Origin of the sequence: Streptomyces yerevanensis (assembly GCF_000716805.1) — a bacterium.
In the GTDB taxonomy this organism is placed as follows: domain Bacteria; phylum Actinomycetota; class Actinomycetes; order Streptomycetales; family Streptomycetaceae; genus Streptomyces; species Streptomyces flaveus.
The window spans coordinates 120,274-133,828 of sequence record NZ_JNWJ01000026.1; the positions used below are offsets into that span (position 1 = coordinate 120,274).

Sequence of the window (13,555 nt, forward strand, 5' to 3'; positions counted from 1 at the left end):
CTCGGCGACAAGGTGTTCAAGAGCGGGCGGACCACCAGCGTCACCGCTGTTCAAACAAGGCAACGGCAAGCCGGGCACGGTCATGGCCGGACTGCACTTCGCCGCAGATCTACTGGAACATCGGCTTCGCTGCCGCCGACTACGCGAAGCTGCTGCCCTGGTGGGCAGAGGTCGCCGAGGGCAGCAGGACGCGGTTGTATGTGGGGGAGGCGCTGTACAAGGCCGGGGATCCCGCGCAGCCCGAAGCCTGGCAGGAGCCGGCCGAATCGCCGACGTGATGCTGGACTGTGGTGTCAGGGCCGGGGGACATCACGGTCTCGTGGCCGTCTTCGAAGCGGACGCGGAACGGCGGGTTGCCGTCCGGCCCCAGTACTTCGACGACTTCCCCGACCCGGTCGTGCTGTCCGACGATCCTGCCGTGCACCAGCAGGTGGTCGCCTTTGCTTGCACGCATCTGGAGGGCCTCCTCGTCTCGCACGTGAGCAGCGGTCCGTGGGACTCAGTCTAGGGCGGTTGGAGCCGGTTGCCACCGGTGTGTGCCGTGTGTACCGGTCAGGCGCGTGCTCGCTGGGCGACCGCGATGCAGGCCAGTACGGCCGCGGCGGCCAGAGGTGCGGCCGGTGTGAGCTGCTCGCTGAGGAGCAGCACCGACCACACCAGTGTGAGCAGGGGCTGAGCCAGCTGCAACTGGCTGGCCTTCGGGATGCCGATCGCCGCCATGCCCCGGTACCACACCACCAGACCCAGGAACTGTGAGCCGACCGCGACCCAGAGCAGCCCGGTCACGCTGTGTGCCGTCAGCTGTACGGGCTCGTACGCGAGCGCCACCGTGGCAGCCGGAACCGTGAGCGGCAGGCACAGGACCAGCGCCCAGCCGATGACATGCCAGCCGGGCATCACACGGGCCAGTCGGCCTCCCTCCGTATAACCGGCCGCGCAGACCAGCAGCGCTCCGAAGAGGTAGGCGTCCGCACTGGTCAGGGCGCCGCCGCTCTGCGTCACGGTGAACGCGATCACCACGGCGGAGCCCGCGAGCGCCGCCGCCCAGAAGGCACGGGAGGGGCGGGAGCCGACGCGCAGGGCCGAGAACAGCGCGGTGGTCACGGGGAGCAGGCCCACCACGACGGCGGCATGGGCGGTGGTCGAGGTCTCCAGGGCGAGGGTGGTGAGCATGGGGAAGCCGAGTACGACCCCGGCGGCCACGACGGACAGGCCCGCCCAGTGGCGGCGGGCGGGCAGCGGTACGCGCAGGGTGAGCAGACAGGTGCCGGCGATGATCGCGGCGAGGACACTGCGTACGGCTACGAGCGACCAGGGGCCGAACCCTTCCAGACCCCAGGCGGTGGCGGGGAAGGTGAGGGAGAAGGCGGTCACTCCGAGGGCGGCCTGGAGGATGCCGCGGGGTGACGCCTGTGGGCTTTCGGTGGCCGGTCGGGCCCGGGCGGCGGGGACCGCTACTGAAGGGGGCGTAGTAGCGCTACTCTGTGCTCTCATGTATGAGCGTAGCAGTGTGATGGAGCTGGCGGATCGGCTGCGGGGTGAGTTGGACCGCTACTCTCCTGGTGGAAAGCTGCCGTCGAGCCGGGCGCTCGTCGAGCGGTTCCGGGTGAGCCCGGTGACCGTCTCCCGGGCGCTGGCGCAGCTGACCGCCGAGGGGCTGGTGGTCACGCGGCCCGGAGCCGGTGCGTTCCGGGCTCGGCCGCGGGCCGACGGTCCTGCCGCGGGGGACACCTCCTGGCAGGAGGTCGCGCTCAGTGCGGACGCCGCCGCCGAACTCGTGCCGCGTACTGTCGACGCCTCCGGAGTGCTGGTCACACTGGCCGCCCCGCCGCCCGGAGTCATCGAGTTCAACGGCGGCTATCTGCACCCTTCGTTGCAGCCGGAGCGGGCGATGGCCGCGGCGCTGGCCCGGGCGGGCCGCCGCCCAGGCGCCTGGGGACGCCCGCCGGTGGACGGGCTGCCGGAACTGCGCGAGTGGTTCGCGCGGGGCATCGGCGGCGCGATCACCGCCGTCGAGGTACTGATCACGGCGGGCGGCCAGTCCGCGCTGACCACCGCCCTGCGTGCCCTTGCCCCGCCCGGCGCACCGGTGCTCGTCGAATCGCCCACGTATCCCGGCATGCTGGCGATCGCCCGGGCGGCCGGGCTCCGCCCCGTACCGGTACCGGTCGATGCCGACGGAGTACGCCCCCACCTGCTCGCCGACGCGTTCAGGGCGACCGGCGCCCGCGTCTTCGTCTGCCAGCCGCTGTTCCAGAACCCGACCGGTGCCGTACTCGCCCCCGAGCGGCGCGGTGAGGTACTGCGGATCGCGCGCGAGGCCGGCGCGTTCGTCGTGGAGGACGATTTCGTACGCCGTCTCGTGCACGAGGACGCGGGGCCGTTGCCGCGTCCGCTGGCCTCGGACGACTCCGACGGAGTCGTCGTGCACGTGTGCTCCCTGACCAAGGCGACCTCGCCGAGCTTCCGGGTGAGCGCGCTCGCCGCCCGCGGGCCCGTACTGGAACGGCTGCGGGCCATCCAGGTCGTCGACACCTTCTTCGTGCCGCGCCCGCTCCAGGAGGCGGCCCTGGAACTCGTCGGCTCGCCCGCCTGGCCCCGTCATCTGCGGGCCGTCGCCACGGAGCTGAAGAACCGCCGCGACACGATGACGGCCGCGCTGCGGCTGCACCTGCCCGAGTTCGCCCTCCCACACATCCCCGCCGGCGGCTACCACCTGTGGCTCCGCCTCCCCGACGGCACGGACGAACAGGCCCTGACTGCCACCGCCCTGCGCGCGGGCGTGGCCGTCACCCCCGGCCGCCCCTACTTCAGCGCCGAACCGGCCGCCGCGCACCTGCGGCTGAGCTTCGTGGCGGTGGCGAGCACATCCGAGATCGACGAGGGCGTACGCAGACTGCGCACCGCCTTCGAGCAGGTGTCATAGACCCCGGGTAACTCCTGAGTAACGTCTCTTGCCATTGGCATTTTTTCGGCCCACCATCGCCGCATGCAGCTTCGGGTCACGTTCGTCGCCGCAGCGCGCAGCTCGCCGTTGCTTGCCGAGCGGTTCGGGGACGACCGGCCGCTCGACCAGGAGGGATGGGACGAGGTGCAGCGCGCGGCGCCGGTGCTGCTGCCGTTGGCGGCGGCCGAGTTGCGCTACTGCTCGCCGACGCCGCGCAGCCGGGCCACCGGGGACGCGCTCGGCTACACCCCGCTCGTCCAACCCGCCCTGCGGGACTGCGACATGGGCCGCTGGCAGGGGTTCACACTCGGCGAGGCGATGGCCCGCGAGCCCGAGGCCGTGGACGCCTGGCTCGCCGATCCCGGCTCCGCCCCGCACGGCGGCGAGTCACTGCTGGCCTTCATCCAGCGGGTGGGCGGCTGGCTCGAGACCCGGCCCGCCGACGACAGCTGCAAGATCGTCGCGGTGGCCGAGCCGGCGGTCGTACGCGCCGCGCTCGTCTACGCGCTGAAGGCGCCCCCGTCGACGTACTGGAACATCGACGTCCGACCCTTGTCGACGGCCACGCTCATGGGCCGGGCGGGCCGCTGGAACCTGCGGCTCGACGGTCAGTGGGCGCGTGTGTAGTCCGTCGTCAGCGTCAAGTCCTTGGCCGGGCCGCCCACTCGCCACACGGTCCGCCAGTGGCTCGCGTCGTACACGGTGAACTCGCCCCGGTAGAGGTCTGCGGCGCACGGATGGTCGGCGATGTGCCGGCCGGAGGCCAGGTCCAGGCCGTGGAAGGGGCGGCCGTCGGCGAACCGTACGTCGGCGCGACTCGGCGTAGCGCCCGGCAGGAACCGCAGTGTCCGCTCGGCGGGGCGGGCGACGCCCTGCCAGACGAAGGTGCCGGACTCGTGGTGGAGCAGGCCGCCCTCTGCGAGCGGCTCGAAGTCCGCCGTGCCGCTGAACGTCCCTTCTGCCCCGCTCGCAAGATCCCGTACGGAACGCTCCACGCGCCAACTCCCCGCCAGATACGCCAATACGTCGGCAACCGGCCAGAAATCATCCACGCTGGTCCGCCTCCCTGACGTGTCCTGCGCAAACCATTGACTCACTCCAACCCCCTCCCTATCTTGCCGTTCGAAGTATTGATCATTGTCCGATATTTCGAACCGTTTAGTGCCACTGAGAACAGCCGAGAAAACCGACACCAGAGCCGCGGAGTATCCATGTCACGCACCCGCACCCGCTGGAGACTCGCCCTGACGGCCACCGGCATCATGGCCGCCTCGCTCCTCGTCCCGGCCGCCCCCGGGAACGCCGCCGCCGAGGACACCACCGACTACGCGATCACCGTCGACCCGAAGACCAAGGGCGCGAAGATCGACGACACGATGTACGGCGTCTTCTTCGAGGACATCAACCGGGCCGCGGACGGCGGCCTTTATTCAGAGCTCGTGCAGAACCGGTCGTTCGAGTACTCGACGGCCGACCACGCCTCGTACACGCCCCTCACCTCCTGGGCCACCACGGGTACCGCGAAGACCGTGAACGACGACGGCCGCCTCAACGAGCGCAACCGCACCTACCTCACCCTGGACGGCGGTTCGTCCGTCACCAACTCCGGTTACAACACCGGGATTTACGTCGAGAAGGGCAAGGTCTACAACTTCTCGCTCTGGGCCCGCGCCGACCAGGCCTCCGCCCTCACCGTGACCCTGGCGGACGCCGACGGCGCGCTCGCCGAGGCCCGCAAGGTCACCGCGCGCGGCGGCTGGGCCAAGTACACGGCGAAGTTCACCGCGACCCGTACGAGCACCACCGGCCGCCTCACCGTCGCCGCCGGGAGCCCCGTCGCGCTGGACATGATCTCGCTTCTGCCGCGGGACACGTACAAGGGTCATGGTCTGCGCAGGGACCTCGCCGAGAAGATCGCCGCCCTTGATCCGTCCTTCGTGCGCTTCCCGGGCGGCTGCCTGGTCAACACCGGCAGCATGGAGGGATACGACGAGGCCTCCGGCTGGCAGCGCAAGCGCTCGTACCAGTGGAAGGACACCATCGGGCCCGTCGAGCAGCGCGCCACCAACGCCAACTTCTGGGGCTACAACCAGAGTTACGGCCTCGGCTACTACGAGTACTTCCAGTTCTCCGAGGACATCGGCGCCATGCCGCTGCCCGTCGTCCCCGCCCTCGTCACCGGCTGCGGCCAGAACAAGGCCACGGATGACGACGCTCTGCTGAAGCGGCACATCCAGGACACCCTGGACCTGATCGAGTTCGCCAACGGTCCCGTGACCAGCGAGTGGGGCAAGAAGCGGGCGAAGATGGGCCACCCGAAGCCCTTCAACCTCACCCACCTCGGGGTCGGTAACGAGGAGAACCTGCCGAACGAGTTCTTCGAGCGGTTCAAGCAGTTCCGCGCCGCCATCGAGGCGAAGTACCCGGACATCACCATCATCTCCAACTCCGGCCCGGACGACAGCGGTTCGACCTTCGACACCGCCTGGAAGCTCAACCGCGAGGGCAACGTCGACATGGTCGACGAGCATTACTACAACAGCCCGCAGTGGTTCCTGCAGAACAACGACCGCTACGACTCGTACGACAGGAACGGCCCCAAGGTCTTCCTCGGCGAGTACGCCTCCCAGGGCAACGCCTTCAAGAACGCCCTCTCCGAAGCCGCGTTCATGACCGGCCTGGAGCGCAACGCGGACATCGTGAAGCTCGCCTCGTACGCCCCGCTGCTCGCCAACGAGGACTACGTGCAGTGGCGCCCCGACATGATCTGGTTCAACAACCACGCCTCCTGGAACTCGGCCAGCTACGAGGTCCAGAAGCTGTTCATGCGCAACGTCGGCGACCGGGTCGTGCCCTCCAAGGCGACCGGTACGCCCTCGGTGAGCGGCCCGATCTCGGGTGCGGTCGGTCTGTCGACCTGGGCGACGAGTGCCGCGTACGACGATGTGAAGGTGACTGCGGCGGACGGTTCGGCGCTGCTGACCGACGACTTCTCCGGTGACGCCTCGAAGTGGACGCACACCGGCGGCGGCAGCTGGAGCATCCAGGACGGGCAGTACGTGCAGACCGACGAGGCCGCCGAGAACACCATGGTGTCGGCGGGCGACCCGGCCTGGCACGACTACGACCTGCATGTGAAGGCCACCAAGAAGTCCGGCAAGGAGGGCTTCCTCGTCGCTTTCGGCGTCAAGGACACCGGGAACTACTACTGGTGGAACCTGGGCGGCTGGAACAACACCCAGTCCGCCGTCGAACAGGCCTCGGACGGCGGCAAGTCGACGCTCATCTCCAAGGCCGGATCGATCGAGACGGGCCGCGCGTACGACGTCGACATCAAGGTCCGCGGCCGTCAGGTGACCCTCTACCTCGACGGCAAGGAGTGGGGCAGCTTCACCGACGACAAGCCGGCCGAGCCGTTCCGCCAGGTCGTCACGCGCGACGCGAAGACCGGCGATGTGATCGTCAAGGTGGTCAACGCCCAGGCGGCGGACGCCCGTACGGCGATCGACCTCGGTGGTGCGAAGGTCGCGTCGAAGGCCCGGGTGACCACGCTCACCGCCGCGCCGGACGCGGTGAACACCGAGACGGACACGGCCGTCGCTCCGGTCACGTCCACGTTCTCGGGGGTCGCCGACAAGTTCACGTACACGTTCCCGGCGAACTCGGTGACGTTCCTGAGGATCAAGAAGGGGTGACCCGGCGGGCGGCTCAGGCCCCGAAGCAGGCCTGGGCCGCCCGTACTCCTTCTGCCACCGCTGTCCCCCTACCGGCCGAAGTCACCATCTCTTCCTGGCAACGCACAGTAAAATCAAAAGAGTTGGCCAAAGTCCTGGGCTTCACGGGGGAAACTATGGACGAGACTTCACGCCCTGCCTCAGACCTTGATGGCATCGAACTCGCCGATGCCATCGCCTCGGTCCGTGATCAACTGATGGAGGCCGCTACCCGCGCGACGGACCAGCCCGTGTCGTTCGAGGTGGGCGCTGTCGACATGGAGTTCACGCTGGAACTGCGCAAGGAGGCGAAAGCCGGCGGCAAGGTCAAGGCCTGGGTCGTCGAAGCGGGATCCGACGCCACCCGCGCCATGGGCCGTACGCACCGTGTCGCCTTCACCCTCACGCCCCTCGATGCCCGTACGAATACGCCGTGGAAGGTCGGCAACGGGCAGCACGGCAGCACGGCAGCCTTCGGCCAGGTACCCAACCAGCCCGCCGCCCCGTGATCCCCGCCGACAGCCCCGCGGACCGGTCTGTCGTCGTCCTGGGGGAACAGCAGGGCAGCGGCGTCGCGCTCAACAGCAGGCTCGTCCTCACCTGCGCGCACGTCATCGGGACCGACACCGTGCCCGAGGTCGCCCATCCCCGCCTGGCGCACCGCACCACCGCCAAGGTCATCTGGCGCCATGCCGGACTGGACGCCGCCCTGGTCCTCACTGACGGCGACCTTCCCTGCAGCTCCCACGTCCGGGTAGGCCACCTCGACACCGACAGACCCCTGCCGCAGTGCGAGACCATCGGCTACCCCGATGTCCAGCGCCACGGCACGGAGGGCCACCTCGCCGCCGACCAGTACGCGGGTACGGTCCTGCCTGCGGCCGCCCGCCCGCGCACCGTCCTGACGTTCGCCTTCGACCAGCCGCCTGCCATGGAACACCCGGACGGCACCAGCCCGTTGGCGGGTCTGTCCGGCGCCCCCGTCTTCGCGGGCGACGTGCTGCTCGGCATCGTGACCGACATCCCGCGCGGCCGCGCCCACCTTCGTGCCGAGGGCACTCTGATCAGCGAACTGACAGACCTCCCGTACGACCTCCCGAACTCCGAGGCGATCAGCCATCACCACCCTTTGGACCGCGCTTACGAGCGGGAGTACGCGCACGCGGTCGGCGATGCCCACCGCAGGTCGAAGCTCTTCGGACTCGACGACCTCAACCGCCGCGAGTCCGAATGGGACCTGGACACCGCGTACTTGAGCCTGGAGGCCGCGGTCCGCGTCTCGGAGTCCGAGGCCAGGAACCTGAACACCACGACGACCCGGCAATGGTCTGTCGTCGGCCGCACCCCCCAGCGGGTGGACATGCTCCTGTCCACCCGCCCCCGCGTCCTGCTTCGCGGCGACGCCGGCGCCGGCAAGACGACGCTGGTCTGGTGGCTGGCCGCACACGCGGCCGAGGGCACCCTGAGCCCCAGTCTGGCGGGGCTGAACAGCCTGGTCCCCTTCGTCATCCCGCTGCGCAGCCTGCGCGCGCACGATGGCGCCCTCCCTTCGCCGTCCCAGCTCCCGCGAGCCGCACGCCTGGTGATCGACGAGCCGCCCGACGGATGGGTGGGCCGGGTCCTGCGGGCGGGCCGCGCCCTCCTCCTCGTGGACGGTCTGGACGAAGTGCCCCAGGCCGGCCGTGAGGAGGCGCACCGCTGGCTGTCCGCTCTCCTGCGGCGCTACCCGCGTACACGCTGCGTCGCCACCGTGCGGCCCCTCGCCGTCGAGCCGGACTGGCTCGAATCGGAGCAATTCGAGGAACTGCGCCTCCTGCCGATGCGTGACGACGACATCCAGACCTTCATCGCCGGGTGGCACCGCGCCGCCCGCCTGGACGACGACGGCCACCACGACCAGCTGCGGGAACTGGAACGGGACCTGTCCCAGCAGTTCCGCCACAATCCCGCCCTTAGTGACCTGGCCCGCACGCCGCTCCTGTGCGCGGTGATCTGCGCCCTGCACCGCCGCCGCCAGGGATTCCTCCCGGAAACTCGCTTCAAGCTCTACCAGTCCGCCCTGGAAATGCTCCTCGGCAACCGTGACAGACGCCGCCGCGTGGACGCTCCCGACGGCATCGCCATGACGGTGGAGGAACACCATCAGATCCTCCAGCGCATCGCGGTCTGGCTGGTCCGCTGCGGCCAGTCCGAATTCTCCCGCGCCCAGGCCCGCCCCCTGCTCGAAGCGGCGGTGGCGGGCATGGAGCGCGTACGCGCCCAAGGAAGCCCCGAGGATGTCCTGACCCACCTGCTCAACCGCTCCGGACTCCTCCAGGAACGAGCCGACGACTCCTACCAGTTCATCCACCGCACCTTCCAGGACTTCCTCGCTGCAAAGGAACTCGTCGAAAGCGGATCACTGCAAGAACTCGTCCGCAATGCCGAGGACGAACTTTGGCAGGACGTGATTCTGCTGGCAGCGGGCCACTGCCGCCGGGAAATCGGGGAGTTGCTGGACGGCTTGCTGATGAAGGCGGACGCACCGAACCTCACAGAAGCCCTCCGCACACAACTGCACGTCCTCGCCGCGCTCTGCGCGGAGCATGCCGCGTGGCTGGAGCAGGACCGGCTGCATCGCGTGCGGGGCCACATCGCCGACCTTGTCGCGTCGCTGGAGATGAGCCGCGTGCCTCAGCTGGCCCGCCTCGGCCCCTATGCCCTGCCGTTCCTCCCCGGACCGGAGACGCTGACCGTCAGCCAGCAGCGCGCGGCGGCACAACTCGTCGGCAAGATCGGTGGAAGTGAGTCCATCCCCTACGCACGGCGTCTCGCGAGCGCTCCGAACGCCCAGCCCACGGCCATCCTCCTGCTCGTCAACGCGTGGAACAATTTCCCGGCCGAGTCCTTCGCGCGTGAGGTCCTCGCCAATCTGCGCCTGGACGCCTACGGCCTGCCGGTGACCACCAAGGAGCAACTGGCCGTGCTGCACCTGGTGCCCACCGCCAGTGGCCTCACGCTCAGCGGGCCCTTCTCGTCGAACGACCTCCGCGCGGCGCGACTCCCCCCAATCCGCAGTCTGCGTCTGGACAGGCTTCCGCATCTGAAGGACCTGCATTTCCTGCATCCGCACGCCAACCGGATCAGTACCCTGACCGTGGCGGACTGCCCTTCGCTCACGGACATCTCCGCCGTGTCCCGGATGACATCGCTGCACAGGCTTTCCCTGCGACTGCTGCCGCACTTGCCGATCGACGCGCTGCGTCACTTTCTCGGCGCCCCGGAACTCACGTCCCTGACGCTCACCGCGCCCAACCTGACCGCGGTGAGCTCCGTGCCGGTCCACCTTGCCGTCGCTCACCTCGCACTGCCTGCGCGGCGGTTGCTGGACACGGCGGGCCTTGAGGCCTGGGAGTCCCTGACAGAGATCTCCGTACCCCACCCCCTGTCTCCGAGCAGGTTCTGGCAATTCATCCGTGATTCAGGCCGGATCACCCGCGTCACCACGTCGGCGGATTCCCTGCCCGATCTGCGCCGCGGGGGCGCGGTCCCCAGCGTGACGGACCTGCGGATCAACGAGTTCACCGACGGGCGCGACCTGGAGGTACTCCCCACGACGTTCCCGGCACTCACGCGCCTCACCCTCGGCCTCGAGATGGAGGATGCGAACACGGAAGTGGATCTACGCCCCCTGCACGCACTGCCGGACCTGACCCTGAGGCTGCGCGGCACGACGGGCAGAGATGTCGTCATCGTCGGTGGCGAGCTCTTCGATATCCCCTCCGGCCCCGCCGCGGACTGACGCGCGAAGGGGGCCGACCCAGGACCGAAGTCCCGGGGCAGCCCTTTTCGCGTCACCCGAGCTGGGCGGCTACGTCTCTTTGAGCTGGATTCGGGTGATAGCTGCGGGGCGAGGCTGACCCTGCGCAGGGCCTTGAAGGTGACCTTCAGCAGGGCGTTCGCGCGCTCTGCCATACCATGCACCCCCTCGGATCAGCGTGTTGAACGTTCGGTCCGGCGACACCCACAGCAGCCAGCTGTCCGGGGCGGTGATGACCTGTACGTTCCCGCCTTGATGCCGGTGTTTGCCAAACTGGGCGCCCGGGACCGGGTTCAGCTCGTGATCACCGCCTATGAGATGGGACTTGTCACGCTGCCTCGCTGAGCACTCCCTGACCCCATGGTGAAGGGGGAGGGGGCGCGTACCTTACGGTCCGTGTTCCGCGCCTCGCGGGCTCCCTGGTTCGGAAAAAGGTCTTGCGGGTCTCTGCCCGCCCCCCGTCATGCTCCTCCCCATGATGATTCGAGAGGCGAACACCGCCACCCTCTCTGTGAGCGTCGTGTCGGATCCGTTGCTTTGATCATCGAGTGATCTCGGCAATCCCGGCGTTTCTGCCGGAATGGTCCGTGACGGTGTCACCAGAGCGCGAGTTGCGTCCTGGTGGCCTGTCGACGGTCTCCCGTTTCCTTCCCGGCCCGGGGGCCGGGGATTGTGCCGCCTGCCCGCCCCGCCTGCGCGTTGCGGCGCGGGCGGGTGGTGCGGGTCTTACGGTCGGCTCCACGGGGCTTCGACTCCGCCTGGAGGGCGGGGTCCAGGTCTCCGGCCACTCCGGTACCTGTGGTGCGGGCCGCGAGGGTGACCAGGTTGTGTCCCGCGTTGGCGTCCCGGTCCAGGACCAGGCCGCAGTTGTCGCACTCGAAGACCCGTACGCTGAGGGGCAGTTTGGCTTTCACCGCACCGCAGCGCGAGCAGGTCTTCGAGGAGGGGAACCAGCGGTCGGCGACGACGAGGCGTGTGCCGTGCAGACGGGTTTTGTAGGTGAGCTGGCGTCGGATCTCGCCGAACGCGGCGTCGGCTACGTGGCGGGACAGGCGGCGGTTCTTGCCCATTGCGGCGACGTTGAGGTCTTCGACGACGACCGTGCCGTACTCGGAAGCAAGGCGGGTCGTCATCTTGTGCAGGGTGTCCTCCCGGAGGTTCGCAACCCGGTGATGGATCTTGTTCCGCGCCTGGTTGGCCTTCTCCCAGCGCTTCGACGCCTGCTGCCCGGTGCGCCGGTCGGGGCCCTGGCGGCGGGAGACCGTGCGGTTGGCGTGGCGCAGCTGTTTCTGTGTGCCCTCCAGGTGGCGGGGGTTGGGTTCCTCCCCGAGGACACCGTCGCTGTCCGCGAGGACCGCGAGGGTCTTGATACCGAGGTCGATACCGACCGCCGCGTCCGGACGGGAGACTTTCCGCAGTTGGTGCTTCTGCTCGACCTGGAGGGACACCAGCCAGCGGCCCCGGTGAAGGCATGCGGTCGCCGACAGGATCCGCAGATGCCCCGCGTCTATGAGGGCCCGCAGACCGGCGCAGTTCTCGTGGAGGCGGATGGTGCCGATCCTGGGCAGGGTGACATGCCGCCCGTCAGGCTCGATGCGGATCGTGCCGGTGGTGAACTTGCAGGTCAGGCGCGCTTTCCGTTTCTGCTTGAAGCGGGGGATGCCCATCTTGGGGCCCTTGCGCTTGCCGCTCTTGGACTTCGCGTAGTTGTCGAACGCCGCCGACGCGCCTGCCAGTCCGGTGTTGTAGGCCTCCTTGGAGTTCTCCTGCCACCAGCCGGCGAAGCGCGGGTCGGTGTGCTTGGCCTCGTTGAACGCCTTGCGCAGCGAGGGCAGCGACCACGACCGCCACTCGGTGAGCTGCTCCTCGGGGATGCCGTAGGACTGCTCGGCCCTGCGCTGCCACCACGACGCGGTGACGTGAGCGATCGCCCAGTTGTACGCGGCCCGCGCGGCACCCGCGTGCGAGTGCAGGCGGCGGCTGGCCGTGGCATTCGGGTCCAGCGCGAGCTTGTGCGCGCGGAGGGTGAAGCCCGGCCGCGGCGTGAACTTCTTCACCCGGCCGCCTCCGGCTCGGTGGCGACGGCGATGGCCAGGGCGGCGCGATGCTGCGCGGTGCGGCGGCCGTACCGGCGGGCGCACATCCAGGTCAGGACCTCGGTGAGGTCCCGCACGAGGTCGTCGGCGCTCTGTGCCGGGTCCAGGACCACCAGGCGTCGCCCGGCCGCGGACAGCGCGGCTTCCAGGTGCTCGACGCCGCAGGGGGCGAGACGGCCTGGGTGCTCGACCACGATCGTCCCCACCCCCGGATCGGCGAGCAGCCGGTGCAGCTTGCGGCGGCGCCCGTCCAGGCCGGAGCCGACCTCCCGCACCACGCCGGCGACCGCGAGCCCCCGGTCCGTTGCGCCCTGCACGGTACGGGCGACCTGCCCTTCCAGGTCCGCTTTCTGCTCACCGGAGGAGACACGGCAGTACGCCACGACCCGCCCGGCGGCCTGCGGGGCGGGCTGGGTCACCAGCCATGTACCGGACGGCGTCTGGACGACCGGGACCGGCATACGGCCCTCTTTCGCCCAGGTCCACGCGGTCTGGTAATGCACGCCGTTGCGTGCCGCCCACTCGGAAAGCTTCACCACGTCAGGTTATTCACTGAGAATACAGGATATCCACTGAAAGAAATGGGAACTATTGTTCCCTTATTGTCGACGGCCTCCATCCTAGGGCGACCTGATCGTCATCCCGTACGCGTTCGTCGAGCACAGCGTCTCCACGCATGAGTACACGCGCTGGCAGGACGTCCCCGCCGCGGGCATCGAACTGCTGCGGAGCGCCGCGGGCGGCAATCCGCACTCGCTCGTCGCGGACCCGGGCATCTGTCGCATCACCGGTGACCTCCGCGACCCGACCCGTCTCGCCCTCGGCATGATCGACACCTCGGCGGTCGCTTACCTCATCCACCTGGAGCACGGCGGCACCGGCATCGCACCCGGCCGCTATGTCGTACGCCGTCAGCGGGAGCGCAACACTGAGCGCAGGGGGTGGTTCGGCAACCGAATGATCGCGGACTGGGCGGACTGGGCGGGCTGATGGGCCCGCC

10 protein-coding genes and 3 pseudogenes are annotated in these 13,555 nt (G+C 69.3%); 7 read left to right on the forward strand and 6 right to left on the reverse strand.

All coding sequences use genetic code 11. The features are described 5' to 3' along the window. Positions 1 to 83: 83 nt before the first annotated feature. Positions 84 to 266 (forward strand): annotated as a pseudogene (locus OP79_RS58875) (hypothetical protein); the annotation flags it as partial. 8 nt (positions 267 to 274) lie between these two features. Here OP79_RS58875 and OP79_RS57145 read toward each other — a convergent pair. Together OP79_RS57145 and OP79_RS26295 are read right to left on the reverse strand one after the other, a co-directional pair. Continuing rightward, positions 275 to 454, reverse strand: a pseudogene (locus OP79_RS57145) (DUF1918 domain-containing protein); the annotation flags it as partial. Between the two features lie 98 nt (positions 455 to 552). Then, complete coding sequence (locus OP79_RS26295) at positions 553 to 1,494, reverse strand: DMT family transporter (protein ID WP_033323462.1); 942 nt, start codon at positions 1,492 to 1,494, stop codon at positions 553 to 555. Here OP79_RS26295 and OP79_RS26300 point away from each other — a divergent pair. Both OP79_RS26300 and OP79_RS26305 read left to right on the forward strand, forming a co-directional pair. Next, the gene (locus tag OP79_RS26300) at positions 1,493 to 2,926 is read left to right on the forward strand and encodes an aminotransferase-like domain-containing protein (protein ID WP_033323463.1); all 1,434 of its coding nucleotides are present in this window, start codon (positions 1,493 to 1,495) and stop codon (positions 2,924 to 2,926) included. The two genes, OP79_RS26295 and OP79_RS26300, sit on opposite strands and share 2 nt — an antisense overlap. Positions 2,927 to 2,989: 63 nt before the next feature. Then, positions 2,990 to 3,574: a histidine phosphatase family protein gene (locus tag OP79_RS26305; protein ID WP_033323464.1), complete on the forward strand. Its 585-nt coding sequence runs from the start codon at positions 2,990 to 2,992 to the stop codon at positions 3,572 to 3,574. Here the strand turns inward: OP79_RS26305 and OP79_RS26310 are convergent. After that, positions 3,556 to 3,999 (reverse strand): DUF6314 family protein, encoded by a 444-nt coding sequence (locus OP79_RS26310; RefSeq protein WP_033323466.1) that lies wholly within the window; start codon positions 3,997 to 3,999, stop codon positions 3,556 to 3,558. The genes OP79_RS26305 and OP79_RS26310 overlap by 19 nt on opposite strands. Positions 4,000 to 4,158: 159 nt before the next feature. On the opposite strand from OP79_RS26310, the gene OP79_RS26315 reads away from it, so the two are divergent. From OP79_RS26315 to OP79_RS26325, 3 genes are all read left to right on the forward strand, one after another. Continuing rightward, positions 4,159 to 6,642 carry an alpha-L-arabinofuranosidase C-terminal domain-containing protein gene (locus OP79_RS26315; RefSeq protein ID WP_033323467.1) on the forward strand — a complete coding sequence of 828 codons (2,484 nt, stop codon included), beginning with the start codon at positions 4,159 to 4,161 and terminating at the stop codon, positions 6,640 to 6,642. 155 nt (positions 6,643 to 6,797) lie between these two features. Next, on the forward strand, positions 6,798 to 7,169 hold the full coding sequence (locus OP79_RS26320) for a trypco2 family protein (protein WP_033323468.1): 372 nt from the start codon (positions 6,798 to 6,800) through the stop codon (positions 7,167 to 7,169). Continuing rightward, the gene (locus OP79_RS26325) at positions 7,166 to 10,441 is read left to right on the forward strand and encodes a serine protease (RefSeq protein ID WP_063741992.1); all 3,276 of its coding nucleotides are present in this window, start codon (positions 7,166 to 7,168) and stop codon (positions 10,439 to 10,441) included. The genes OP79_RS26320 and OP79_RS26325 overlap by 4 nt, the downstream gene beginning before the upstream one ends. A gap of 104 nt (positions 10,442 to 10,545) precedes the next feature. On the opposite strand, the pseudogene OP79_RS58590 reads toward OP79_RS26325, so the two are convergent. The 3 genes and pseudogenes from OP79_RS58590 to OP79_RS26335 all read right to left on the reverse strand — a co-directional run. Beyond that, a pseudogene (locus tag OP79_RS58590) lies at positions 10,546 to 10,729 on the reverse strand (hypothetical protein); the annotation flags it as partial. Between the two features lie 326 nt (positions 10,730 to 11,055). Continuing rightward, positions 11,056 to 12,516, reverse strand: coding sequence for an IS607 family element RNA-guided endonuclease TnpB (gene tnpB, locus OP79_RS26330; protein WP_033323469.1), 1,461 nt, complete (start codon positions 12,514 to 12,516; stop codon positions 11,056 to 11,058). After that, positions 12,513 to 13,091 (reverse strand): IS607 family transposase, encoded by a 579-nt coding sequence (locus tag OP79_RS26335; RefSeq protein ID WP_033323516.1) that lies wholly within the window; start codon positions 13,089 to 13,091, stop codon positions 12,513 to 12,515. The genes tnpB and OP79_RS26335 overlap by 4 nt, the downstream gene beginning before the upstream one ends. A 289-nt stretch (positions 13,092 to 13,380) precedes the next feature. On the opposite strand from OP79_RS26335, the gene OP79_RS56460 reads away from it, so the two are divergent. Next, positions 13,381 to 13,545, forward strand: a complete 165-nt coding sequence (locus tag OP79_RS56460; RefSeq protein WP_211270866.1) for a hypothetical protein — start codon at positions 13,381 to 13,383, stop codon at positions 13,543 to 13,545. Positions 13,546 to 13,555: the final 10 nt, after the last annotated feature.